The organism is Paracoccus shanxieyensis, assembly GCF_009711265.1.
Lineage (GTDB): Bacteria > Pseudomonadota > Alphaproteobacteria > Rhodobacterales > Rhodobacteraceae > Paracoccus > Paracoccus shanxieyensis.
Window position 1 is genome coordinate 1 of sequence record NZ_WMII01000019.1, and the last position, 24,198, is coordinate 24,198.

Below are 24,198 nucleotides of genomic sequence, written 5' to 3' on the forward strand. Positions count from 1 at the left end.
ATGAGCCTTGAAACGCTCGCCCGTGTGACCGACAATCCAACCGTCAGGCTGCCCGCCGTGGCCACCTGAACAAGCCCTGACCTCTCCGAGGGTCGGCGCTCCTACACCACGCCGCGGGGCACTATCGATCTCAAGACTCATGAGCTGACAGTAACGATAGACCGCAGTCGGCCCTTCGACGAGAATTTTGAGCTGGGCTTGCACGCGATTTCTGACGGGTTTGCAGAACTGTTCGAGCTTCAGTCAGGCAGTGATTTCACACCACTCCTTGTCGCATCAACACAGCGGCTCAGGATGACCCATCTACTGAGGGCCCTTCCGGCGCTCAGTGATGAGGAAAAGGCGTCCATTCAGGCCGGAATTGGTTATATCGAGCCGGTCGGTCTGGTGACCGCCGTCGATCCAATCACACTCGCACATGCTCTCGAGAAGAGGGAAACAGAAGATTCGGCTGAAAATCTGACACCTGGAGAGGATGTTTCTCACGAGATGCCTGTCATTGACGAGGATGAGGCGTCGAATCCTGAATGGCAGAACGGGCAAAAGGATCTGAAGCTAAATGCGACATCCTTGTCCGACGAAGGTAGCGTCCCCCGCAAGAAAGCTGCAGAGCAAGCCGGCGTTCGTGTAACAGGCGGGACGGGGCCCCTAATTAATCGCAATGGGGACGCCAACCGCGCGGCCGATGCTGAACACTGGACGGTAGCCTTCGAAGAGTCACAAGGCCGCCACCCTTTGCCTGTTGCGAACTTGGTTGGCTCCGGTGCCTTCGGCTGTGACTGTTTAACCTTCAATTCGGCCGACGATCGCGAGGCGTTCAAGCAGGATACGCAGAGGGTGGACTTGATTGCACGCTTCATCGAGGCAAAATCCGGCAGCGTGAGGTTCACGCCAAACGAATGGAAGAAGGCGGGAGAAGTTGGGGAACGATACTTCGTGTATCGTGTGAGTTTTGACAGCGGGAAACGCGACCGCGCACGGCTCACGATCGTCCGCAATCCAACGGCCCAACGCTCGGCGTTAAGGACGATCTATGAATTGTTGATAGACGATGTTCTTGACAGTGCTTCTTTTGAACTGACGCCTGCAGAGAACCCCGCACTTGACGGTGTAAAATAAATTTCGAGTGCTCAATGCAGGAATCAGATCGAGGTCTTCTTTGGGTACCGGATGTGGCGTATCGCCAATTGAGTGCTGCCGGAAGCTTGCGGTGGATCATATGATATGACTGCCCCTCAACGGCATCGATGTTCCAAGGTGGCTCTGCGATGTTCCGAGGAGCCGATGGAAATCAACCGCGCGGGTCGCCATAACTTTCTGTCGCCGCTTCGCTTATTCAGAAGAGTTTCTTGCCGATGACGATGCACCGTGACGAAAAGTCGATTATCGAGGACCTTCGGACCAACCTGAAGGAACGCTACCATTTCGAGGGCGGACGGACGCTCCTGCGAGAATTGCTGCAAAACGCGGATGATTCCGGTTCAGAGCAAGTCAGGATCGCAGTCCTGCCCGGCTGGCCCGAGGCAGATCACCCACTTCTGAGGGTTCCGGGGCTGATGGTTGCGAACGACGGCCGATATGACGCGGAATCAGCGCAAGGCATTGCGCGCTTCGGCGGCAGCATCAAGGCCACCGACACCGCTGCCATCGGGCGGTTCGGGATGGGACAGAAGACGGCGTTCCACGTCTGCGATGCTTTCCTCGTTGTTTCTGATGGGCACGACACTGAGGTGCCCTCCCTCGTGGTTAATCCCTATATCGTCATCGGGAAACCCGGTGATGCATGCGTCGAATGGAAAGCCGCACTGACCACGCGGGACCGTGATCTGCTTCTGTCCAGTGGCCTCGCAGGCTCCGCCCGTCAGATGGTCCAATGGTATCCCCTCCGGAGCCCAACCCTCAAACCGAAGACGACCACCAGCGGCTTCCTACCCAAGTCCTACGACACAAGCTTGCTGGATGATGCCAACGACCCGTTCTGGCTGTCTGGCATCGTTTCGCTGTTGCGTAACGTCCGGAAACTCGAAGTTATCGTGACCGATGGCACGTCCAGTGTCATTGATCGGGCCGCTTCCCCGCGCTTGCGCTTTGATCCTGCAACGCCGGGGCAGACGGATTTCGGTGGTCCGCTGTGCGCCGGAATCCGCAGCGTCGGCAAAGAAATGATGGCGCCGGCGGATTTTGGCACCGATCTGACCGACTCGGAAGGTTGGCCGGATATCCTCGACCGGCAGGACGATGCCATGGTTCCACAGAAGGCGTTGCCGCATGGTGCCGTGGCGCTTCTCGTCGATCCCGACGGGCAAGATGAACTCGACATCACGTGGTCCGTTTTCCTTCCGGTCGCGAGCGAAAGCGCGCCCCGCGTCGTCGGGACCGGACAGGTTCGGCTGTTCCTGCATGGCTACTTCTTCGTAACGAGCGGACGGGACGCCATCCTCGGTCATGACAAGGACACGCCGGACGACGTCAGCGCCGCGTGGAATGCGCGGGTGCGCAACGAACTCGTGCTGCCTCTGCTGCCGGGTTTGTTGATGGATGCGCTCGAGTCAGACGCATTGACCGAGATGAGGCTACAGGCAGTCGTATCCGGCTTGAATGCGTCCGGGCTCATAAGTGAACATCGCAATGCAATCTCGTCGCGGCAAGTTCTGGCGCGGACCTTGAACAACCGAAAGATCGGCTGGACGCTGAACGCCCCGTGTCTTCAATTCCGGGCACTGCCCGCGCCGGAAGACACCCGGCTTCCCCGGATCCTGGAACTGATCCCCGACCTCGAGCAACGCATGGCTGAGTGGAACCTTGTTCCAACAGTCGGGTCCAACGCAGTCCTGGCGCCAGTTGCCGCGGCCTGGCAAGACGAGGAACTTGCAAAAATGGCCGGGCTCCTGACCGCCGCTGTATTTGGTCAAGGGGGAAAGCTCGCACGGTTCGGCGAATTCCTTGATTTTGCACGCCGCGGGCGTCTGGACAAGTCGGCAGCGCTTGTCGCGCCTGTCCTGAGCCTGCTTCGCCAAGCGATGACAAAGCGTGATGTCGATATGGCACAGGGCGAACACATCCGGATGGTCCTTCGCCATCTTCCGGATGATTGCGTGCTGCCCATGCCACCCAGCGTGATGCGCAGCAGCCAGATGCGCCGGACGCTAGCCTCGGTCGAGGGCGCGCCGCTGTGTATTCACCAGGACTGGCGTCCGACAAGCTTCGGAGCCCGAACCCTGTCGCTGATCGAAGCGAAGGTCCTGTTGACGGCCCTGCAATCGCTGCTGAAGGACACCGCGACCGAGGACGCGGCCGCAACCGCCGCAATTGCCATCCTGAAGGCGATGGGAGACAATTTGGCCGAGGCGCAGAGCGATCCGGAGTTCCGGACACTGCACATCGTCCGTGTCGACAAGGGGCTTGGCTTCCCGCGCAGCGCCAGCCTCGACGATCTGTCAAAGGCAGCAAGCAGCGGTCGCCTTTTCGCTTACAATAACGAGAACCGGAAGCTTGTCGAGCTGCTCGAACGTGCAGCTCCCGGTGCCGGCGCCATGATGATCAACTACGCCGAGGCTGCCCAGCTCCTGACCGAGCTCGGAGCCGGTCTGACCTATGCGAAAGATCCTTCCTACGAAACGGCGCGTCTTGCCGCAGAGGCAGATGCTTCGGGACCAGATGAAGCGCGTCTCGACCTGATGCACAAGCTCTGGAGCACCGAGAGCAAGTACCGCCCGTACCTGCGCGCGCTCCTTGCCGGACGCCGCGAAGCCCGCTTCGATGACTGCGACCTGCTGTGGATCGAAGGGGGGAACGGCCAACTCGACACTTTCGCGCGCAGCCTTGTCGGAAGAGACGACAAGACCATCCTGCTGAGTTCGACCCTGATGATGCGCATTGACGCCGTGAAACAGGGACAGCTTGGCGTCCGGAAGTTCGATGGTTCGACACTTGGCGAAAAGTTCGTGGCCAATCAGAGGCATATCGCAGCCACTCCGATTTCGCCCGAACTGTTCTCGGCCTTTTTCACGGCGAATATCCCGGACGAAGATCTCGAACTTCTGCCGATCTTCGAGACCAACCAGGGGCGCGTTGCTGCCGTGCATGGCTTTCGCCAGAACCCGGACTTGCCCTTTCCGGATGGCATCGACGTGCCGATCTTGCACGCCCCGTTCGGCAACACGGCGCAGGAACAGTTTCGCCGGATCACTTCGGCGCGCATCTGGTCCGCGGAGCGGCAACTTGCCTTCCTGCTCGGCCAACCCGAGCCTGCAAAACATGTTGCACAAATCATCGCGGCCATTCGGGTTGGCAGGACAGCGGAAACGCTACCTCTGCTTGCTGAGACGCAATGGCTCACCCTGATCGACGGGCGCACAGTCGCGCCCGCAGCCGTAATGGATCTACCTGGCTTGAATTCGGGCCTGCTCCCCTCGGACATGGCAACACGCAAGGATGTACCAGTCGGCCTGCTCGACGAGGACACCCTGCATCTTCTGGTGAAGGACGGTGCGCTGAAGGACACCGCCGCAAGCAAAAGTGCGCTTCTGGACCGTCTCTCTGATGGAAGCCTCCCGTGCTGGATCGGCGAGCGGCCCGGTGACATCGCCCCTTACCTGCAGTCCCTCGCAAAAGACGGCGCGGATCTGACCTTGCCGGGATGGCCCCTTCTGGCCTGGCTGTTGTCGACGCCAGGCGCCGAGGCACAGACCATCGTGCGCGAGGTCCAGCAGCACGGGACTCCTGAGCCTGACCATTTCCATGGTTGGATGGATTCTCTCTCACGCATCGCCGCTTTAGGGAACCAGTCTGCCCGTGCCGTCTATGACTCGGGTTTCCGCGTTCTGGCGAGAACGTCGAACGATCAGATCGGGAAAATCCTTTCCGGAACACGGGTGCCAACGCGCGACGGAACCTGGCGTGCCGCCGACGAGGTGGTCGCGCATGGCGGTGCCGTTGCCTTCGTGCATCGCCTTGACCCCGAACTGTCGCGGCTGCTCCCGCAATCGGCACAGGGTTCAAGTGACGACCCGCGAAAGCTTCGCCCAAGTGACGCGCCCGCTGAACTGACGGAGAAGCAGTCCGCCGATAGCCTGAGGCCGATCCTCGCCCGTGCGAAAGTTGCCGTACCCGCCGAGATGCTCGCCGTTCTGGTGTTCATGCTCGGTCGGTCGGATTGCTGGCGCGCGCTGATGCGTGAAGAGCTTGGGCTGGCCACCCCGGTGATCGAGGGGATCGAGCGCGATTTCGAGAACCAGGTAGATACGGCGTATCGAAAAGGTAGCGACCAAAGCCTCATGGCCCGATCCGCCCGAATGCGAATCCAGTTCCGTCCGCGACGCGATCTGCAAGGTGAGGACGAGTTCGTCACCATCGCGGGAACACCCGTGATGCTCCCGCTCGGGGACGCTCAGCCGTTGGAGATCGTCGGAACAATCCATCAGAACTGGAAAAACGAGCAAACCAAGGATCTGCACAACCTGACAAGGCGACGCGCTCTCGATGTCGTGTTGCCGGACGATGTTCGGCTGACGGACCGACATGTCACTGAATTCTGCCGGACCCTCGCCGAGGAATATGTCGGCAGTGTAAAGGATCAACCCGAAGCACGCGCAGCTCTGGAGGCGCTGCTTGCAGGTCGTGCGCGGTTTGCCGAACATGTCGCGAGTGCGGTCAGGGCCGAAATCCGTGACCAGATGCCGAAAATCCTTGGCGAGATGAAGCCGAGGCCAAGCGGCACTTTGGAACGCGCGCGCAAGGACTACGAGGATGCCGTGCGCGGCGCTGGAGACGGTGTCGATACCATCCGCCAAGATCTCAAGGATCGGCTCTGGACGAAAGTCGATCAACCCGAAGGTCACGCGGAATTGCTGGAACGCGTGCGGGCGCGGATTACAGAGGATGGATACGCCCCGGCACGAATCTTTTTCGAGCTTTTCCAGAACGCGGACGACGCCTGGCAGCAAGATCCAGCCTGGAGCGATGCTCCCGGAAAGTTCGAGCTGTCACGAGATCGCGGAACCACAACCATGATTCACTGGGGAAGGCTCATCAACGTTGTCGGTGCAGGCAGTCACGGCGAACGCATGGGATGGCACCGCGACCTATACCACATGCTCCTGCTCAACCTCAGTGACAAGGATCGCGCGGAGGCCGTGACCGGCAAGTTCGGCCTCGGCTTCAAGGCAGTACACCTGCTGGCCGATCAGGTGCGCATTGCCAGCCGACACGTCGCCTGCCACGTTCGCGGAGGGCTTCTGCCCGATCCTTGGGATCAAGGAAAGGAGCGTTCATTTGATGCGACAAGGCAGGGCCGCCCCGCGACGATCATTGAATTCGATCAGAACGGGGGACAGGATTACGACACGGCTTGGGACGCCTTCCGCCAGTCGGCGCGCTGGTTGCCCGCCATGGCGCGCGGCATCCGGCAGGTCGATATCCGTAAGGAGGCTCTTGTCGAGACCTTCGGCGCCTCCTTCGAAGACACGGGTGCCGAGAACGTCCGCATTCTGACCTTGACCGGAACCGAAGCCGGCAAGGCGCTTGTCCTGGACCTGGACGACGATACGACGCTGTTCCTGCCTCTCGGTCCGACCGGGCCGATCCCCCCCGCCAAAGGAACACCCGGCCTGTGGTTGCTGGCACCACTGGATGTCGACGCGCGTCCGCATTGGCTGATGAACAGCCGCAGCTTTGCAGTCAACCCGGGCCGGGGGCACCTGCGAGGCACGTTGGACGATCGCAAGGCCCTCTTCCGCAAGCACGGCACCAGCCTCGCGCGCAGGCTCAAGGCCTTGGCAAAGCTGCTTGAGCGCCACTGGCCTGCGTTTGCCCTCAAGGCAGGACTATCCAACCCGGACCCGAACGAAGGAAGAAGCCTGTTCTGGACCGCCCTCGCCGACAGCTTCACACCGGATCTGCGTCACGACCTGCTGGGGTCGCTCCACGTGGACGACACCCGACCGCGTGACGTCACCAATCTGGCCCCCGACGCCGCCCGGCTTGGCTGGGCGAGCCTAGTCTGCGATGCGCCCGTCTTCCCTACAGGTCTCACCGCCCCCTTTGAGCCCCTGTTGCAAGCCACGGAAGTCCTCTGGCAAGTGGCCGGCGTCATGGACTTGCCGGATGCCGCGGAGCTGCTTGCAGGCCATCCGGCAGCCCATCGATTGCTGTCGCGCAGCGTGTCGAGCAAGGCAGCCCGTACGCTCGAACAGATCGGCCTCCGGGTGCCGAGTCCGCTGCACGGTGGTGGCCTTCTGGCGGAGGTCCTAAAAGAGTCCCGCCGGATCGACCCCGATCTGGCGACCTGGCTTGGCAGTATCCTGTCATCCGCGCGCATGGAGCAGGGCGAGAGAGACCAGGCCTTGCTCCATTTGCGCGATGCGACATTCCGCATGGCGGATGGCAAATGGGGGTCGGCAGCATTCATGCCGCATGGCAATGACCGGGCAGGTCCGGACGAGCAGTTGATTTCCGAGTTCGTGCCATCGGAATACGTCCGCATGGCAAAACTGCCCCTGCCATTGACGATCCGGATAGCGCCGTCTTGGGAAAGCGCGAGATACGCGCGCCTTACGGTATTACGGCTAACCGACATCTGCCCGGAGAGTTCATGTTCCGTGGGCAGCCGCGCACCGGGCGCGATCTTTCCGCTCTCAATGTCGGACTTCAGGCTCTCGTAAACTAATTTCCATTGTGATTTCACATGCACCCCGATCTGATTTCGACTTTTAAATGGAAGATTATCGCCAAAAAATCAAGCTGTACCTACAGCTGTCACACAAATTACATGGACTCCAGATAATGCCTTCTTCAGGGACATTAACGTCCCAGTGACCAACATCAACGCCAGTGAGTCACCGTCCGGCTCATGCGACATTCCCCAAAGCCCGTCGGCGCAAAAGTGCCGTTCGCTGTTTTCGATCTGGAGACGAAAATGAAACGCAGACAGTTTATTGGTTCCGTGCTGGTAGCTGCGGCCCTAATGGCAGCGCCGGCGGCCGCCATCGCAGATACAAACCGTATCGATGTTTATATAACGGGCGATTCCAACATCATCAATTTTTGGAATAACATCATCAAGCCGACCTATGAGAAGGCCTATCCAAGCTACAAGCTCAATGTCGTCAGCGCACGCAACGCAATTGCGCCGATTGTTGAACGGACCCTTGCTGCTCTCGGCACCGCCGCCGATCCTCAAGTCGACCTCTTCGACGAGAACGATCCCAATCTGCCTGCAGGGGCGATCAAGAAGGGGCTATGGGTGGACTTCAAGAAGGCCGGGCTGAGCAATTATGCGAGCATCAATCCTGTCACCCTGGAAACAGATTACGGCCTTCCTTATCGGGGAACCCAAGTTGTCCTCGCATATGACAAGACAAAACTCGACCCGAAGGATGCGCCTACCAGCTGGACCGAGCTCGTAGCCTGGATGAAGAACAATCCGGGCCAATTCGTCTACAATCGGCCCGACACTGGTGGCTCGGGCGGCAATTTCGTACGCCGCGCCATTCACGAAGCCAACGGTCGCGATCCTTCACTGTTTCGCATCGATAACTACGCCAAGGGCGAGAGCGATGTGCTTCTGGCAAAGGGTTTCGAAATTCTGAAGGAAATCGCTCCCTATACCTATGGCCCTGGCTCCTACACGGCTGACAACATGCAGTCCATCCAGCTGCTCGCCCAAGGTGTCGTCATCATGGCCCCGGTATGGTCCGACATGGCGCTGGATGCCATTAACAAGGGTGTATTGCCGGAAACCATCGGCTTTGTTCAGCTTCAGGATCTAGCGTTCTCCGGCGGTTTCGCCAAAATGACAGTTCCGACAAACGCCGGAAACCTAGAAGCCACACTGAAGCTGGCGGACATGGTGCTTTCCCCAGAAATACAAACCAAAGTAGTGACCGAAATCGGAGCATTTCCTGCAATCACCTGGGAAAAACTCCCTAAGGAACTCGCAGAAAAATATGCGACCTTGCAACCGGCATCGATCCCGACCTTCCCCGGTGGCCCATGGGCTGCTGCTATCAATGACGGCTGGTTCCGTACCGTAGCACCCAATGTCAAGCGTTGAAACGACTTCCCTCCGGGTGCGCCCAGCACAATCCGGCATCTTCTGGAGGGGGCTGTTGGGCCTCCTCCTCGTTGCCATTCCCGTCACATTGGTTCTGACATTGATCATCTATCCGGTCATACTGTCGATCTTCGATACATTGACTGTGGAAGCAACGAATGGATATGTTTTCAGTCTGGACGCGTACCGTTTCTTTTTTTCCGACAGCTTCAGCCTTAGCAATCTCTGGCTGACAGTGTGGGTTGCGCTAATTTGCACAATCCTTCTTTTGGCTATTTGCATTCCGATCGCGCTTTATCTACGTTTTTCTGAAACGCGGCTCGCCGGCTATGTTCAGGCATTGGCGCTGTTTCCGCTTTTCGTACCCTCTATCCTGCTCGCCTATGCACTCATACGCACCCTCGGTCCGAATGGAACCGTTGACACGCTTCTGACGGCGCTAGGGCTTCCCAAAATCCCTTCTCCTTATTTGACACCTTGGGGGCCGATTATCGGCCTAGTTTGGGATAACCTCCCACTGACCCTGCTCATTATTCTGGCGGGCCTGTCAAACGTTTCACGCGCCTCTATAGACGCCGCAAGAGATGTCGGCGCCGGTAACATCCCTGTCTTCTGGTATATTATTTTACCAAGAATCGGCGGGACACTGCTGGTCGCTGCGTCATTCATTATTCTGGGCCTGTTTTCAGCCTTCACCCTTCCTTACCTGCTCGGTCCAGCGGCGCCCGAAATGATGGGGCCGTTTATGCGCCGCACGATCATTGATGCCGACAATCCGATCCAGGCACGAACGCAGGCAGTGGTGACGTTCATCATCTGCGCAGCATTTGCCATATTCTATGTGCGTTCTGTCGCTCGAACCAGAAGGGAAGGTTCGTCGTGATTTCAAGTTCTCACTGGTCGTCAAGGTTCGATTGGAAGGGGTTGACGATAGCGGCCCTGCTGTCGGTCGCAATTCTGCTGCCGCTGATAAATGTTGCTGTATGGGCTTTCACCGAGGTATGGCGCTATCCTGCCGTCATCCCGCAAAAATTCGGCTTGCGGTACTGGTATGACGTACTCGGCCGTGTAGATGTGCGCGAAGCGATGACCACCTCGCTATCGCTCGCTGCTATCGTGACGGCACTGTCGACCATAATCTGCCTGCCTGCTTCCTATGCGTTCGCCAGAATGCGTTTTCCGGGACGAAATTTATTTTTCATGTCGTTCCTTGCTGTCTACGCCTTCCCCAAATTCGGGCTGTACATCACTATTGCGACAATATTCATCGGCCTCGGGCTCATCGGCAATTTCTGGGGCGTCGTTCTGATCCAGTTGGTCTCCACGCTGATGTTCATGGTGTGGATACCCGTATCAGCATTTCAGAATGTGGATCGACGGCAGGAAGAAGCAGCTCGGGATGTCGGTGCGCGACCATTGCGAGTGTTCTGGTCCGTAACCTTGCCTCAGGTGCTCCCGGCCATATCCGCAGCCGTCCTGCTGACCTTCGTGAACACTTTTTACGAAACTGAAGTCGCATGGCTCATCGGTGCACCTGAAGTACGTACTGTCCCGCTTCTGATGATCCGGTTCATCAATTCCGAATTGGTGGTTCAGTACGGCGCAATCCTCTCCCTCATCATGTGGGTTCCATCCTTCGTCCTCTTGATCTCTGTCCGCCGCTTTCTCGGCGCCCAGGCTTTAGGCCGGGCGCTAGGGGCCTGAAAACGGAGCTGCCTGCTATGACCAAACTCGAAGTTAAAAACCTCAGCCGGACATTCGGCTCCACCCGCGCCGTCGAAGATGTCTCCCTGAATGTCGACGAAGGCGAACTCGTCTGCCTTCTCGGTCCGTCCGGCTCTGGCAAATCGACAGTCCTCAGAATGATAGGCGGTTTCGAACGCCCAAGCACAGGCTCTATCCTGATCGATGGGGCTGACGTTACGAATGTCCCGCCCGAGAGACGGGCAACAGGCATGGTCTTTCAGAGCCATGCGCTATGGACACATATGAATGTGTTTGCCAATGTCGCATTCGGGCTGAAGCTCAGACGGCTTGGCCGTGAAGAGATCAGGACGAGGACGGAACGTGCGCTCAATATGGTGGGCCTCACCGGCTATGGCAATCGTCGCCCGAGCCAGCTTTCGGGAGGGCAGCAACAGCGCGTAGCCCTGGCACGTTCATTGGTTCTGGAACCTAAAATCCTACTGCTTGACGAACCCTTCGCCAGTCTGGACCAGCATCTGCGCGAGCGACTACGAGAAGAGGTTAGAGAGATTCAGCATCGGGCGGGGATCACCATGATTTTCGTGACCCACGGACAGGATGAAGCGCTGGCACTTGCCGATCGAGTAGCGATCATGCGCGACGGCCGGATCGAACAAGTCGACCGACCGGATGTCGTCTACAGGCAGCCCCAGACAGAATTCGTCGCCGGTTTCATCGGCCAGATGAACCTTCTCGCTGGTGATGTCCATGCAGGAAGCTTGAGAGCCGGTGGCATCGCCCTCCCCGTATCGCTTTCCGACGGTCCGGCGACATTGGCGATCCGCCCCGAGGATCTGTGCCTGCAAAGGGCAAATGGCGAATGGGACGCGACGGTGCTGCGCGTGACAGATTTTGGAACCCATCTTGCGGTCGAGCTGCGAACCGAGACCGGAGCGCAGTTCAAAGCAATGACCTCGCCCTCCGAAGAATGGGTGCCCGGTATGCGCACCAAAATGCTGCCCCGTAAATTTACCGTGTATCGAGACGGTCGGGTATGCGACTTGCCAATGCCAACACTTGATAGTGATAAATCGGCGCGGGCCTCGTACCTGACATATTCCAAAACCCTCCAGCTATCCGACAACCAACATTAAACGAAAGCACAGCCATGCTCGCAGCCTTCGAAACTGCCGGTACTTTTTTACGCGGAAACCTGCATTGCCACTCATCCATATCCGACGGCAACCCGACGCCGGAAAGAGTCTGCTCTTTCTACCAAAATGCCGGTTATGATTTTATCAGCCTGACAGACCATTTCATGGAGCAATATGGTTTTCCGATTGTAGACACATCCGCTTTCCGACGGGACGGTTTCACGACTCTCAACGGAGCCGAACTTCATGCTCCTTCCATAGCCAACGGCGAAATATGGCACCTGGTGGCCAACGGACTTCCTCTCGACTTTGCCCCTCCCGATGCACACGAGACCGGCCGTGAGCTTGCCCAGCGTGCACTCGATGCAGGTGCCTTTGTCTCAATAGCCCATCCCGGTTGGTATGGGCTGACCCTTGAAGATGCGCTCTCCCTGCCGCAGGTACATGCGGTCGAAGTTTTCAATTCAATTAGCGACAAAGAGACCGGTCGGGGCGACGGCGGCTATTTGATCGACCAGCTTCTCAATAATGGGCGTCCGACGGGCGTAATCGCCACCGATGATGCCCATCGTTACCTAGCGGAAGTCTGTTGCGGCTGGGTCATGGTCAAAGCGCAAGCCAATACACCGGAAGCGATTCTCTGCGCATTGAAATCTGGTGCCTATTATGCATCGCAAGGGCCAGATTTTCATCATGTAGAAATCGATGGGGATTTCCTGAATGTTGAAATGAGCCCGGTAAACACGGTATGGCTCATCGGCGAGGCTGCCCGCTCGCAAAGTGTAATGGGAGCAGGCATTCGTCATGCAAGGCTTCCTCTGGAAAAATTCAGAGGCGGATGGGCAAGACTGGTAATCTGCGATGAGAACAGCAAACGTGCCTGGAGCAATCCTCTCCATCTATCATCGAAGTCGTGAGATTGCTGGCTACGAGATCACGGGCCACGGGGAAACCCCTCTAACAAAAGGGGTTTTCAACCCTTGGAGAGCAGAAATGACAGACACATATCCAGTTCCCCGTCCGAAAATTGCCGAGACGGTTATTCATCCCTCGGTACAACTGAGGGACGCCAGAATAGGAACCTGCTGCGAAATACTGGACGATACTTCACTCCACACCGTGGAGCTGGGCGACTTTTCATATCTCGGCCAACGTTGCATCGTCGAAAATGCGGTGATTGGAAGGTTCTGCGCTGTCGCTGCCGAGGTCAGGATCGGAGCGCCCAATCACCCGATGAACCGCCCCTCCATGCACCGGTTTACCTATTGTCCAGAATATTATTCGCATGACGCTGACCGCGATCTGACTTTTTTCACAAGACGCGCCGCTGATTGTGTGACTATCGGACATGATGTCTGGATCGGGCACGGGGTCATCGTACTGCCCGGTGTGAAAATAGGTAATGGCGCGGTTCTGGCGGCTGGCGCGGTCGTCAGCAAGGATGTTGCGCCTTACACCGTGGTCGGCGGTGTGCCGGCCAAGCTCATACGGAAACGCTTTGAACCTGTAATCGTTTCGAAGCTTACCGATATTGCCTGGTGGGATTGGCCCTTTGCAACAATTATCGAACGTCTTCCAGACTTCCAGTCAGAGAACATCAACGCATTTTGTGATCGTTGGTGGGGCAAAAATGCCAACGAAAATGGCAATAGCCAATCGTAATCAAGTAGGGGTCGGAACAAGGTCTGTTCAAAATCCTGCGCTAAGGTCGAACGGAGCGTGAACCCTCGTCGCGAACCCGCATAATGGTCTGCCGGCTGGTCGCGAATTTTCTGGCGATCGCCGAAACGCTCATGCCCATCGCGAGATCGTTGCGGACACCCTGCTTCTGTTCATCGTTGAGCGTGAAGGGCCGGCCGAGGGTCTTGCCTTCCGACTTGGCGCGCTTGAGACCGGATTGTGTCCGCTCGATCGTAAGCTCCCGGTGAGGACCGTCTGACGCTGAAGGCGGGATGGATGTAGGAGGCTGAAGCTATGGACACCCATAGCTTCAGTTCCCAAGTCGAGGTTCTCTCGGTGACCGATAGTGGTCGGCGGCGTCGCTGGTCGGCTGCCGAGAAGATCCGTATCGTCGAGGAAAGCCTGTCGCGTCCGCGCAGCGTGGCGCTGACGGCGCGGCGTCACGATATCTCTCGCGCGTTGCTGACGCGCTGGCGGAAGGACTATCGCGAGGGCCTTCTCGGAAATGAGCCTGCCCTGACCTTTGCGCCGGTGATGATTGCTGCCGAACCTGTGCCTGTATCGGTATCACCTGCGGCAGAGCTGGAGATCTCCGATGCCGTCACAGTCGCGATCACACTGGTGAATGGCCGGCACCTCGTGGTTCCTGCGGGAATTGACCCGGTCATTCTGGCGCGGCTGCTTCCGGTGCTGGACAGCGCATGATCGCCTTTCCGGCGGGGGCGCGCGTGTGGATTGCAGGCGGGGTGACGGACATGCGGTGCGGGATGAACAGCCTGGCGCTGAAGGTCCAGCAGGGCCTGGGTCGCGATCCGCACGGTGGCGAGATCTTCTGCTTCCGGGGGCGCAAGGGTGACCTGATCAAGGTGTTGTGGCACGACGGGGTCGGCATGTCGCTGTATCTGAAGCGGCTGGAGGCGGGGAAGTTCATCTGGCCGGTGAGCCAGAATGGCTCAGCCGTTCCGGTTTCGGCGGCGCAGCTCGGCTATCTTCTGGAAGGAATCGACTGGCGCAATCCGCGCTGGACGCAGCGGCCTGCCTCGGCGGGTTGATAGCCAAAATACCCTTGTTTTATTGGACTATTCCGGGGTTTCGTGATAGGTCTTCGGCATGTCGGAGACCACCTCGGAGATCGCTGTTCTGCGCGCCGCACTCGCCGCGGCAGAGGCTCGCGCATCTGCCGCAGAGGACGCCTTGGTCGCCGCCAAGGGGGAGTTGACCCAGGTTCAGGCGATCGTCTCGGCCTCTGAAGACATGATCCGGCACCTCCGACTGCAGATCGCCAAACTCCGCCGCGAGCAATATGGCCATGGTGCCGAACGCCATGCCCGGCTGATCGAGCAACTGGAGATGCAGCTCGAAGACATCGAGACCGACATTGCCGATGACCGGGCCAAAGCCGAGGCGACGGGCCCGAGGGCGATGGTCGCGGCCTTCGAACGCCGCCGCCCAGCCCGCAAGCCGTTCCCCGAGCATTTGCCCCGCGAGCGCGTCGTGGTTAAGGCGCCGACTTCCTGCACTTGCTGTGGTTCGGCGCGCATCGTGAAGATGGGCGAGGACATCACCGAGACGCTGGAGGTGATCCCGCGGCAGTGGAAGGTCGTGCAAACCGTCCGCGAGAAGTTCACCTGCCGCGACTGCGAGAAGATCAGCCAGCCGCCAGCGCCGTTCCACCCGACCCCAAGGGGCTGGGCCGGGCCGAACCTGCTGGCCATGATCCTGTTCGAGAAGTTCGGCCAGCACCAACCGCTGAACAGGCAGGCCGAACGCTACGCGAAGGAAGGGGTGGAGATCAGCCTCTCCACCCTCGCCGACCAGGTCGGGGCTTGCGCGGTCGCGCTGCAGCCGATTCACGATCTGATCCGCGCCCATGTCCTCGGCGCCGAGCGATTGCATGCTGACGACACGACCGTGCCGCTGCTGGCCAAAGGTGGCACGCAAACCGCCCGGCTCTGGACCTATCTGCGTGATGACCGGCCCTTTGGTGGTGGGGCACCCCCCGCGGCGCTCTACTACTTCTCTACTGACCGCAGGAAGGAACATCCGACCCGGCATTTGACGGGCTGGACCGGCATCCTGCAAGCTGACGCCTATGGCGGTTACAACGATCTCTATCATGCCAGCCACAGGCCCGCGCCGGTGCTGAGCGCGCTGTGCTGGTCGCATGCCCGGCGCAAGTTCTTCGAACTGGCGGATATCAAAGCCACGGCCCGCAAGGGCAGATCGGTGGCCGAGGAGATCTCGCCCATCGCGCTGGAATCGGTCAAACGCTTCGACGCCATCTTCGATGCCGAGCGCGAGATCACCGGCCTGACCGCCGAGGCCCGCCATGACGCCCGTCAGCGGCTGGTGCGCCCGATGGTCCAGGATCTGCACAACTGGTTGCGGACCGAACGCGCCCGAATGTCGAAGCACAACCCCGTCGCCAAGGCGATCAACTACATGTTCGAGGAGGACGGCCGCTGGGACGCCTTCACCTGCTTCCTCGATGATGGCCGCATCTGCCTTACGAACAACGCAGCAGAACGCGCGCTGCGGGGCGTCGCCCTCGGGCGGAAAGCCTGGCTCTTCGCCGGATCTCCGCGCGGTGGCGACCGCGCCGCCTTCATGTATTCCCTGATCGTCACGGCCAAGATGAATGACGTCGACCCGCAGGCTTGGCTGGCCGATGTCCTTGCCCGGCTGCCGGACATACCCCTGTCGCGCCTGCCGGAACTTCTTCCCTGGAACTGGTCGCAAATACCGCAAAGGAGGGCCGCATGACCCTGATCGCCCGCCTCCGGATCCTTCTGAACGACGTCGATCCTCAGCCGATGCGCCATATCGAGGTGCCGCTGAAGATCAGGCTCGACCGGCTGCATGAGGTGGTCCAGGCGGCGATGGGCTGGACGGACACCCATCTCTACGAATTCAGGGCCGGGGGGGCGGGCTGGGGCGTGCCCGGTCCGGACGGATTCTACGACGGCCCGATGCCCGCGAAGAAGGCGACGCTGCAGAAGGTGCTCGAGGATACCGGCGTCAGGACGATCCAGTATGTCTACGACTTCGGTGATGACTGGGACCACTGCATCCGGATCGAGCGGGTCACCGAGGCCAGCCCGGGCGTGACCTATCCAAGGCTTCTGAAGGCCAGCGGGGCCTGCCCGCCCGAGGATGTCGGCGGTGCTCCGGGCTACGAGGAATTCCTCGAAGCCCTCGCAGATCCGAACCACGAGCAGCACGACGACATGGTCGGCTGGTCAGGTGGATCATTTGATCCCGAAGATGCCAGGATCGACAGGATCGTCGAACGCTTTGACCAACTCGCGAAGAAATGGTCCCCGCGGCCCGGCAAGCCCAAAGCTCCCAAGCCCACTCCCTGAGCACGGACACCCGTCCGCGGCCTACGCCGGATGGTTACGCTCGATCAGCAAATCCCGCTCGAACTGCGCAACGGCATTGAGCACGTTCATGGTCATGGTGCCGGACGAGCTGGTGAGGTCGGCTCCGCCGAGCGCGAGGCAATAGACGCGCACACCCATTTCGGCCAGCGTTCTGACGGTGGTGCTGACGTCGATCGCATCACGGCCGAGGCGGTCGAGCTTTGTCACGATCAGAATGTCGCCGGACTCCAGCTTGTCCATGAGCCGGGAAAAGCCGCGGCGCTGCGCGATGGCGGTGCTGCCGGAAACCGTCTCGGTGACAATCCGGCGCGGTTCGACCTGGAAGCCGGCGGCTCCGATTTCCTGAAGCTGGTTTTCGGTGGTCTGTCCTGTCGTGGAGACGCGGACATAGGCAAAGGTGCGCGGCATGAGGGCAATTTTGTCCGAATAGGCTGTCCAAAATATCGCCTCTGTTCATAAGCCTGTCAAGATAATTTGTGGACAGTGTGTTCCGCCCCTGTACGCAAACGTCCGTTTCCGGACAGAGGTTTGGCCACCAGCGCATATAGTAAGGAGTAACAACGGTGGCCCGGAGGACTCTTCTCAAGCCTCATGATCGACAAGAGCTTTTCGGCATTCCAACTGATGAAGACAGTCTGATCCGTCATTATTCCCTGTCGTCGGCCGATCGGCTGGAAATCGAGGTTCGTCGTCGCGAGCATAACCGGCTCGGCTTTGCGCTGCAGCTCTGCCTGATGCGTTATCCCGGCCGTGCGCTTATCGCCAACGAAGCCCTTCCCATGCCGATGCTCAACCATGTTGCTGAGCAAGTCGGAGCCGATCCAGCGTCATTCGAATTGTATGCTCGCCGCGAAGAAACACGCATGAACCACGCCGCACGCCTGTTGGGCTATCTCGAAATGAGAAGCCCTACAGGCGAGGATCGACGCGCAGCGCTCCTGGCAGCTATCGACACAGCTTCAACGACAGACAAGGGAGCGATGATCGCAAATGCAATCATTGCCACGTATCGGGAGCGCCGGGTTCTGCTGCCGGCAGTGACCATGATCGAGCGCATGGGGTTGGCAGCGCGCGCAATCGCCCGCCGCCGTGCCGAGGCCGCGCTGATCTCGGATCTCGATCCGGACAAGCTCGAAGCCCTCGATGCCCTATTGGCTGTTGATCCTGCAATCGGGCAGACGCGCTTCCATTGGCTGCGTTCCGCTCCCGATGCTCCGGGAGCGGGGAATCTGGTCGGTTTGACGGAGCGTATCATGTTCCTGCGTTCGCTCGAGATCGATCCGCGCTTGCAGGCCCGCATCCCCTCCGGACGATGGGACCAGATGGTCCGGGAAGGTGATGCAGCACCGGCCTGGCTCACCGGCGAATTTGGCGCCAGCCGCCGGCGTGCGACGATCGTGGTGCAGATCATCAAGCTTGGCCAGAAGCTCACCGACGATGCAATGACCATGTTCATCAAACTGATGGGCCGGCTGTTCTCCCAGGCGAACAACCGGAAGAAGCAGCGTCACATGAGCGCCCGCATGGAAACGTCCAAGGCGCTGCGGCTGTTCCTCGATACGATCGTTGCCTTGCAGGCCGCCAATGATGCCGATGAAGATGCGATCGAGACGGTAAACCGGCAAGTCGGCTGGCATCGGCTGCTGCAGATCAAACCCGGCCTTGAGGCGATGGTGGAGAGCGCCAACGCTTCGCCGTTGGTGCTGGCGGCCGAGCAACATGGAAACATCCGCAAGTTCGCCGGCGCGTTCCTTCAGGCATTCACGTTCCGCTCGCGCCGCCGGCACGATCCGCTGCTTGCGGCGGTCGCGACCCTGAAAATGCTTTATGCGGAAGGGCGTCGTATCCTACCGGATCGCGTTCCGGTCGGCCATCTGGGTGCGAACGAAAGAAAACTGGTCTTCGAGGATAGCAAGCCGGATCGGCGGCTTTATGAAATCGCCACCTTCGCTCATCTACGGGACCGGCTGCATTCGCGCGATGTGTGGGTCGAGGGCAGCCGGTCATTCCGGCCGATAGACGAAGATCTCATGCCGAAGCCAACCTTTGTCGCCCTGAAGGACAAAGATCAGCTTGGCCTTGGTGTCCAGACCGACTGCGCTGCCTGGCTCGCGGACGTCCGGGAGATGATGGACGTCAACCTCAAACGGCTGGCCTGGCGAGCCCGTTTCGGCAAGCTCGATGGCGTCAGGATGGAAAACGGCACGCTGATCGTGACGCCGCTGACCGGCGATGTTCCCGCCGCGGCGGAAGTCATCAATACCGAAATCACGCAGATGTATCCTCTGGTCGAGGTGCCCGATCTTCTGCGGGAAGTGCATGAGTGGACGGGGTTTGCCGACCAGTTCACCCATGTCCGGACGGGAGATGCACCGCAGAACATCGCTGCCATGCTGGCCGGCGTGCTTGCCGATGGCACGAATCTCGGCCCGAAGCGCATGGCGGGGGCGTCGAAGGGGATCAGCGCCCACCAGATCGGCTGGATGCGCAGCTTCCATGCCCGCTCCGAAACCTATCGGGCCGCGCAGGCCTGCGTTACCGATGCCCATACGCGCCATCCGCATTCGCAGATCTGGGGCGACGGAACGACAGCCTCATCCGATGGGCAGTTCTTCCGCGCCAGTGACCGGGCCGCTAGGCGCAGCGATATCAACCTGCACTATGGCAGTGAGCCGGGCTCAAAATTCTATAGCGGGCTTTCCGACCAATACGGCTATTACAGCATCCTGCCGATCAGCCCGACCGAAAGCGAGGCCGTCTATGTGCTCGACGGCCTGTTCGACCATGACACGGTTCTGGAGATCGAGGAGCTGTTCACCGATACCGGCGGCGCCAGCGATCATGTTTTTGCGCTGTTCTGCCTGATCGGCAAGCGCTTCGCGCCGCGCCTTCGCAATATCAAGGACCGGAAACTGCACACCTTCGAGAAGGCCGATAGCTATCCGGCGCTGGCAAATCATATCGGCGTGCCGATCAACACCGCCCTCATCATGGAACATTGGGACGAACTCCTGCGCCTTGCCGCGTCGATCACGACGCGCACCGTCGCGCCGTCGGCGATCCTCAAGAAGTTCTCCGCGTCGTCGAAATCCAGCGATCTGGCCAAAGCGTTGCGTGAACTCGGCCGCATCGAGCGCACCCTGTTCATGATCGAGTGGTATTCCAGCCCGGCGCTACGCCGGCGTTGCCAAGCCGGGCTCAACAAGGGCGAGGCCGCTCACAAGCTCAAACGCGCCGTCTTTTTCCACGAGCGCGGCGAGATCCGTGATCGCTCCTTTGACAGTCAGGCATTCCGGGCTTCAGGCCTCAACCTGGTGGTCAGCGCTATCGTCCATTGGAACACCGTCTATCTCAGCCGGGCAACGGCTCATCTGCGCCAGCAAGGCCGAATTATCCCCGACGAGTTGCTGAAACACGTCTCGCCCCTCAGTTGGGAGCACATAAATCTCACCGGCATCTATTCCTGGGACACCGAGCAGCAGATGTCCGAGGGCTTCAGGCCCCTGCGGCTTCCCGGAAAAATCCTTCGCGCAGCGTGAATGTTCAGGGTTCGTTCGAGCTTAGCGCAGGATTTTGAACAGACCTTGTTCCGACCCCAAGTATGGGGCAATAATTGTTAGTGAGAAAGTTTTGATTGCCCCCCTTCAAAAGAACGCCCTCGGGGCGCGCTCCGCCTTCAGCTTGGCGACCTCTTTCCGAAGCCTCTCGATCTCAAGCTGCTCCGGCTTCATCTGGCCTTTTCCAGGAAACGACTGGCTGGGATCGTCGCCGTATTCACGAACCCATTTGCACAACACATTCTCGTGGACATCAAGATCACGAGCAGCCTGCTCAACAGTGACCCCACGTTCCCTGACAAGCTTCACAGCCTCAAGCTTATACTCGCGGCTGAATATTCGTCTTTGCATTCATGCTCTCCGGTTTCAGGAGGAATATCTTACCTCGATGTCCATGAAACCGGCGGCAGGCCAAACCGCCACCTTATCATTATAGCGGCGGGTCAATTTTTTAGTTGAAGCATGAGTTCGTCTTCAGTCATGCCCGCTCATGATCCGTTCAATGACACTGCAATGAACGGACCATGACGTTTGTGTAAACTTACATTCCGCTTTAAGATTTTAATTTAGGCAATTGTTTTAATGCTAATTTCCTGCAGATGACGCAGGAAGGCATCTGTGGAAGCAGCGACTTCCCCTGAATTGTCTATTATGACGACATCGTCTGCACCGTCATCGAAGCTCACTTCGCGCTTAAGTCGCAAAGCGATTTCTTCTCGACTTTCACGTCCACGCGATGCAAGCCGCTCTGCAAGTACTTCCGGCCTAGCCGAAATGACGACCACGGACCGTTCCGAATAAAGCCTGCGGATATCGCCAAGTACACGCCGCGAGACATTCGCAATCACCACGATACCGTCGGCGATTTCATCATCAAGCGATTTCGGCAATCCATAGCTCAGGCTATGCGCCTGCCAGTGCAGCGCGAAAGCACCCTCGCCTGCGGCTTTAGTAAATGCTGCTTCATCCAGACTGTCGTGATCTTCCGTGCCCGGCATTTGCGGACGCGTGATGATCCGGCGCACAAAATGAAACCGCGTGTCGCCCGCAAGAGCCACACGCGCTGCATCCATAATCGTGTCTTTGCCGGCCCCGCTGGGGCCGACAACGGCAACGAAACAGCCTTTCGGCGTATCGGATTGCATCTGCATCAAAGCACCCGTTCGCCTTCGCGCCAGACAGTGCGCACAACCGGAATTGCACCTTTCGGCCGCACGCGAACCAGATCGGCACGCTTTCCGATAGCGATTTCGCCGCGATCATCCATCGCCATGGCATCAGCCGGGTTCTTGGTTACGAGGCGGACAGCCTGTGGCAGCGCAATCGGACGCTCCCCCGAAGCAAGGCCGAAAGCCGACTGAATGAGGCTGAACGGAATGTAATCCGAGGACAGAATGTCGAGGCTGCCATTATCGACGAGATCGCGTGCAGCAATATTGCCGGAATGCGAGCCACCGCGCACAATATTGGGCGCGCCCATCAGAATGGAAAGGCCTGCACCTTTTGAGGCACTGGCTGCTTCCATCGTGGTCGGAAACTCGGCGATCCGCACACCATGGTCGAGTGATTCATCGACATGCGCGCTGGTCGCATCATCATGGCTGGCCAGCACGATGCTGCGCGCTGCTGCCAGTTCGGCAATGGCACGACGATGTTTGGCCGAATAGGCGTCCGAATCCGCCATACGCTTCTCACAATGCACCCGGAACTCCTCATCCGTGAGCTTCATCTTGCGCATGTAATAAGTGCGATACGTATTAAGATCAACGAATTGACGCTGTCCCGGTGCATGATCCATCAGCGAAGCGAGTTTAACGCGGTCATCGGCTGCGAAAAGCTCGAATGTTTCAAGGCAATCTGCTGAGGAAACTTCGCAACGCAGATGCAGAAAGTGGTCTGCACGTAGACGATTTTCGCGAACACCGCTGTCGATGGCGTCCGCAAGCATCCGCATATCCTTGCCCACGAAGTCACGGTCATAATCAGAACCAACGCGCATCGCATCGAAAACTGTCGTGATGCCCGATGCTGCAACCTGCGCATCATGCGCCTGAACCGCTGCATCGACATTCCAGCGCACCTTTGGACGCGGCGCGTAATGGCTTTCCAGCTGATCGGTATGCAGCTCGATGAGGCCCGGAATAACATAATCGCCATCCATGTCATCGCCGCCGTTGGTATTGCCCTGATCAATGGCGGCAATTTTGCCATCACGGATCAGGATAGAACCGGAAACGATCTCATCAGCAAGCACGATCTGCGCATTTTTCAGAACGGTTTCATTAGCCATTGGATAGCTCTTTCATGACCGCATTCGCATTGGCGGCCGTTTCATATTTCGAGAGGAATGCTTCGATATCGAGCGCGCGGAAATCATCGAGCGCCTGGCGCAGACGATCATGGCTCCAGTCCCACCAGGCCAGTCGATCCAGACGATTGCCGATCGCAGCGTCGAAGCGTTCGCGAATGAGACGCGCCGGAACCCCACCAACAATTGTATAGGGCGCCACGTCCCTGCTCACGACAGCTCCGGCACCGACAACCGCACCGTTGCCAACCGTCACACCCGGCAAGATGGTGGAGCCATGGCCGAGCCATGTGTCGTGACCGATTTTCACGGCATTGCCGCGACGCCAATCAAAGAACTCCGTCTCATCCTTTTCTTCCGGCCAGTAATCACCGGCGCGATAGGTGAAATGATGCAACGTCGGACGCCATGTCGGATGATTGGTGGCGTTGATACGCACATGGCTGGCGATATTGGAAAACTTACCGATCTCAGCACACCAGATTTCGCAATCGATACCGAGATAGGAATAGTCGTCCAGCACAGTCTCCGAAACACGGCTGCGCGCGCCGATCTCGGTATATCGACCGAGCTTGCTACCGTTTACTTCAGCCGTTTCGTGAACCAGTGGTTCTACTGAGAGCTTGGTCATGCTGCTGCCTTCGGCGAGAAAGCGGTTACGTCGATAATGCGATCAGCAACCTGTTCACGCACATCTTCATCGTGGAAAATGCCAAGCATTGCGACGCCTTGCGCCTTCTTGGCCTTGATGAGATCAACAACGACTGCCCTGTTTTTGGCATCGAGCGAAGCTGTCGGCTCATCAAGCAGCAACACCGGATGATCCGTGATGAAACCGCGCGCAATATTCACGCGCTGCTGCTCACCGCCGGAGAAGGTTGCAGGTGGCAATGCCCAGAGCCGTTCCGGCAGGTTGAGCTGCGCGAGCAATTCGCTTGCACGATTGCGAGCAGCATCGCGATCAACACCACGAGCCACCAATGGCTCCGCAACGACATCGATTGCCGCCACGCGTGGCAATGTGCGCAGGAACTGGCTGACATAACCAATCGTATCACGCCGAACAGCCAGCACTTCGCGCGGATCGGCTGTTGCCAGATCCACCATACGGTCTTCGTGACGAATGAGGATTGAACCTGCATTCACGGCGTAATTGCCATAGACCATCTTGAGAATGGAGCTTTTACCAGCACCGGAAGGTCCGCCTAGCACGGCGCATTCGCCTGCTTCCAGATTGAAGTCCACGCCACTTACGACTGGCAACTGAATGCCACCCTGCAAATGCATCGTGAAAGTCTTCGCCAGACCCGACACGGCCAACGGAGAGGATGTTCTAACTTGTGTCATTTCTCACCTCACGCATGAAGTTTCGCTAATT

19 protein-coding genes and 1 pseudogene are annotated in these 24,198 nt (G+C 58.9%); 13 read left to right on the forward strand and 7 right to left on the reverse strand.

Features of this window, described 5'->3' with window-relative positions:
• Positions 1-294 precede the first annotated feature (294 nt).
• The 8 genes from GL284_RS16775 (at position 295) to GL284_RS16810 (ending at position 13,554) form a co-directional block, all read left to right on the forward strand.
• Positions 295-1,119 carry a protein NO VEIN domain-containing protein gene (locus GL284_RS16775; RefSeq protein ID WP_155045803.1) on the forward strand — a complete coding sequence of 275 codons (825 nt, stop codon included), beginning with the start codon at positions 295-297 and terminating at the stop codon, positions 1,117-1,119.
• A gap of 230 nt (positions 1,120-1,349) precedes the next feature.
• Entirely contained in the window at positions 1,350-7,661 is a 6,312-nt protein-coding gene (locus GL284_RS16780) for a sacsin N-terminal ATP-binding-like domain-containing protein (RefSeq protein WP_131390069.1), read from the forward strand.
• A 254-nt stretch (positions 7,662-7,915) separates the two neighbouring features.
• The gene (locus tag GL284_RS16785) at positions 7,916-9,052 is read left to right on the forward strand and encodes an extracellular solute-binding protein (protein ID WP_131390067.1); all 1,137 of its coding nucleotides are present in this window, start codon (positions 7,916-7,918) and stop codon (positions 9,050-9,052) included.
• A 55-nt stretch (positions 9,053-9,107) separates the two neighbouring features.
• Positions 9,108-9,935 carry an ABC transporter permease gene (locus tag GL284_RS16790; RefSeq protein WP_230383140.1) on the forward strand — a complete coding sequence of 276 codons (828 nt, stop codon included), beginning with the start codon at positions 9,108-9,110 and terminating at the stop codon, positions 9,933-9,935.
• Between the two features lie 41 nt (positions 9,936-9,976).
• Positions 9,977-10,756, forward strand: coding sequence for an ABC transporter permease (locus GL284_RS16795; RefSeq protein WP_230383141.1), 780 nt, complete (start codon positions 9,977-9,979; stop codon positions 10,754-10,756).
• Between the two features lie 17 nt (positions 10,757-10,773).
• On the forward strand, positions 10,774-11,892 hold the full coding sequence (locus GL284_RS16800; protein ID WP_131390061.1) for an ABC transporter ATP-binding protein: 1,119 nt from the start codon (positions 10,774-10,776) through the stop codon (positions 11,890-11,892).
• Positions 11,893-11,906: 14 nt separating this feature from the next.
• Complete coding sequence (locus tag GL284_RS16805) at positions 11,907-12,809, forward strand: CehA/McbA family metallohydrolase (protein ID WP_131390059.1); 903 nt, start codon at positions 11,907-11,909, stop codon at positions 12,807-12,809.
• Positions 12,810-12,885: 76 nt separating this feature from the next.
• Positions 12,886-13,554, forward strand: a complete 669-nt coding sequence (locus GL284_RS16810; RefSeq protein WP_024897970.1) for an LbetaH domain-containing protein — start codon at positions 12,886-12,888, stop codon at positions 13,552-13,554.
• Positions 13,555-13,594: 40 nt separating this feature from the next.
• Here the strand turns inward: GL284_RS16810 and GL284_RS21905 are convergent, their stop codons facing one another.
• On the reverse strand, positions 13,595-13,846 hold the full coding sequence (locus GL284_RS21905) for a helix-turn-helix domain-containing protein (RefSeq protein WP_341870496.1): 252 nt from the start codon (positions 13,844-13,846) through the stop codon (positions 13,595-13,597).
• Between the two features lie 20 nt (positions 13,847-13,866).
• Between GL284_RS21905 and tnpA the strand changes: the two genes are divergently transcribed.
• Genes tnpA through GL284_RS16835 form a run of 4 tightly spaced genes read left to right on the forward strand, consistent with a single transcriptional unit; the run spans position 13,867 to position 16,934 of the window.
• Positions 13,867-14,277, forward strand: coding sequence for an IS66-like element accessory protein TnpA (tnpA, locus tag GL284_RS16820; protein ID WP_120441954.1), 411 nt, complete (start codon positions 13,867-13,869; stop codon positions 14,275-14,277).
• On the forward strand, positions 14,274-14,624 hold the full coding sequence (gene tnpB / locus GL284_RS16825) for an IS66 family insertion sequence element accessory protein TnpB (protein WP_112312267.1): 351 nt from the start codon (positions 14,274-14,276) through the stop codon (positions 14,622-14,624). The genes tnpA and tnpB overlap by 4 nt, the downstream gene beginning before the upstream one ends.
• Positions 14,625-14,682: 58 nt before the next feature.
• Positions 14,683-16,335 carry an IS66 family transposase gene (tnpC, locus tag GL284_RS16830; RefSeq protein ID WP_155045805.1) on the forward strand — a complete coding sequence of 551 codons (1,653 nt, stop codon included), beginning with the start codon at positions 14,683-14,685 and terminating at the stop codon, positions 16,333-16,335.
• Complete coding sequence (locus GL284_RS16835) at positions 16,332-16,934, forward strand: plasmid pRiA4b ORF-3 family protein (protein ID WP_155045806.1); 603 nt, start codon at positions 16,332-16,334, stop codon at positions 16,932-16,934. Before tnpC ends, GL284_RS16835 begins: the two co-directional genes overlap by 4 nt.
• 21 nt (positions 16,935-16,955) lie before the next feature.
• Here GL284_RS16835 and GL284_RS16840 read toward each other — a convergent pair whose 3' ends face one another.
• Entirely contained in the window at positions 16,956-17,363 is a 408-nt protein-coding gene (locus GL284_RS16840; protein ID WP_230383142.1) for a recombinase family protein, read from the reverse strand.
• 155 nt (positions 17,364-17,518) lie between these two features.
• On the opposite strand from GL284_RS16840, the gene GL284_RS16845 reads away from it, so the two are divergent.
• The gene (locus GL284_RS16845) at positions 17,519-20,494 is read left to right on the forward strand and encodes a Tn3 family transposase (protein WP_131390057.1); all 2,976 of its coding nucleotides are present in this window, start codon (positions 17,519-17,521) and stop codon (positions 20,492-20,494) included.
• Between the two features lie 126 nt (positions 20,495-20,620).
• Here the strand turns inward: GL284_RS16845 and GL284_RS16850 are convergent.
• From GL284_RS16850 to phnL, 5 genes and pseudogenes are all read right to left on the reverse strand, one after another.
• Positions 20,621-20,863 (reverse strand): annotated as a pseudogene (locus GL284_RS16850) (transposase); the annotation flags it as partial.
• A 215-nt stretch (positions 20,864-21,078) separates the two neighbouring features.
• Entirely contained in the window at positions 21,079-21,663 is a 585-nt protein-coding gene (phnN, locus tag GL284_RS16855) for a phosphonate metabolism protein/1,5-bisphosphokinase (PRPP-forming) PhnN (RefSeq protein WP_230383143.1), read from the reverse strand.
• Entirely contained in the window at positions 21,663-22,802 is a 1,140-nt protein-coding gene (locus GL284_RS16860; RefSeq protein ID WP_024897967.1) for an alpha-D-ribose 1-methylphosphonate 5-triphosphate diphosphatase, read from the reverse strand. Before GL284_RS16860 ends, phnN begins: the two co-directional genes overlap by 1 nt.
• Positions 22,795-23,451: a DapH/DapD/GlmU-related protein gene (locus tag GL284_RS16865; RefSeq protein WP_024897966.1), complete on the reverse strand. Its 657-nt coding sequence runs from the start codon at positions 23,449-23,451 to the stop codon at positions 22,795-22,797. The genes GL284_RS16860 and GL284_RS16865 overlap by 8 nt, the downstream gene beginning before the upstream one ends.
• Complete coding sequence (gene phnL, locus GL284_RS16870; protein WP_024897965.1) at positions 23,448-24,167, reverse strand: phosphonate C-P lyase system protein PhnL; 720 nt, start codon at positions 24,165-24,167, stop codon at positions 23,448-23,450. The genes GL284_RS16865 and phnL overlap by 4 nt, the downstream gene beginning before the upstream one ends.
• Positions 24,168-24,198: the final 31 nt, after the last annotated feature.

What these genes read in the sequence shown, in the direction of transcription:
- tnpA (WP_120441954.1), top strand. Translation starts at nt 13,867, where the DNA reads ATGGACACCCATAGCTTCAGTTCCCAAGTCGAGGTTCTCTCGGTGACC.
- GL284_RS16805 (WP_131390059.1), top strand. Translation starts at nt 11,907, where the DNA reads ATGCTCGCAGCCTTCGAAACTGCCGGTACTTTTTTACGCGGAAACCTG.
- tnpB (WP_112312267.1), top strand. Translation starts at nt 14,274, where the DNA reads ATGATCGCCTTTCCGGCGGGGGCGCGCGTGTGGATTGCAGGCGGGGTG.
- GL284_RS16865 (WP_024897966.1), bottom strand. Translation starts at nt 23,451, where the DNA reads ATGACCAAGCTCTCAGTAGAACCACTGGTTCACGAAACGGCTGAAGTA.
- GL284_RS16860 (WP_024897967.1), bottom strand. Translation starts at nt 22,802, where the DNA reads ATGGCTAATGAAACCGTTCTGAAAAATGCGCAGATCGTGCTTGCTGAT.
- phnL (WP_024897965.1), bottom strand. Translation starts at nt 24,167, where the DNA reads ATGACACAAGTTAGAACATCCTCTCCGTTGGCCGTGTCGGGTCTGGCG.
- GL284_RS16775 (WP_155045803.1), top strand. Translation starts at nt 295, where the DNA reads ATGACCCATCTACTGAGGGCCCTTCCGGCGCTCAGTGATGAGGAAAAG.
- GL284_RS16785 (WP_131390067.1), top strand. Translation starts at nt 7,916, where the DNA reads ATGAAACGCAGACAGTTTATTGGTTCCGTGCTGGTAGCTGCGGCCCTA.
- GL284_RS16840 (WP_230383142.1), bottom strand. Translation starts at nt 17,363, where the DNA reads ATGCCGCGCACCTTTGCCTATGTCCGCGTCTCCACGACAGGACAGACC.
- phnN (WP_230383143.1), bottom strand. Translation starts at nt 21,663, where the DNA reads ATGCAGATGCAATCCGATACGCCGAAAGGCTGTTTCGTTGCCGTTGTC.
- tnpC (WP_155045805.1), top strand. Translation starts at nt 14,683, where the DNA reads ATGTCGGAGACCACCTCGGAGATCGCTGTTCTGCGCGCCGCACTCGCC.
- GL284_RS16810 (WP_024897970.1), top strand. Translation starts at nt 12,886, where the DNA reads ATGACAGACACATATCCAGTTCCCCGTCCGAAAATTGCCGAGACGGTT.
- GL284_RS16800 (WP_131390061.1), top strand. Translation starts at nt 10,774, where the DNA reads ATGACCAAACTCGAAGTTAAAAACCTCAGCCGGACATTCGGCTCCACC.
- GL284_RS16835 (WP_155045806.1), top strand. Translation starts at nt 16,332, where the DNA reads ATGACCCTGATCGCCCGCCTCCGGATCCTTCTGAACGACGTCGATCCT.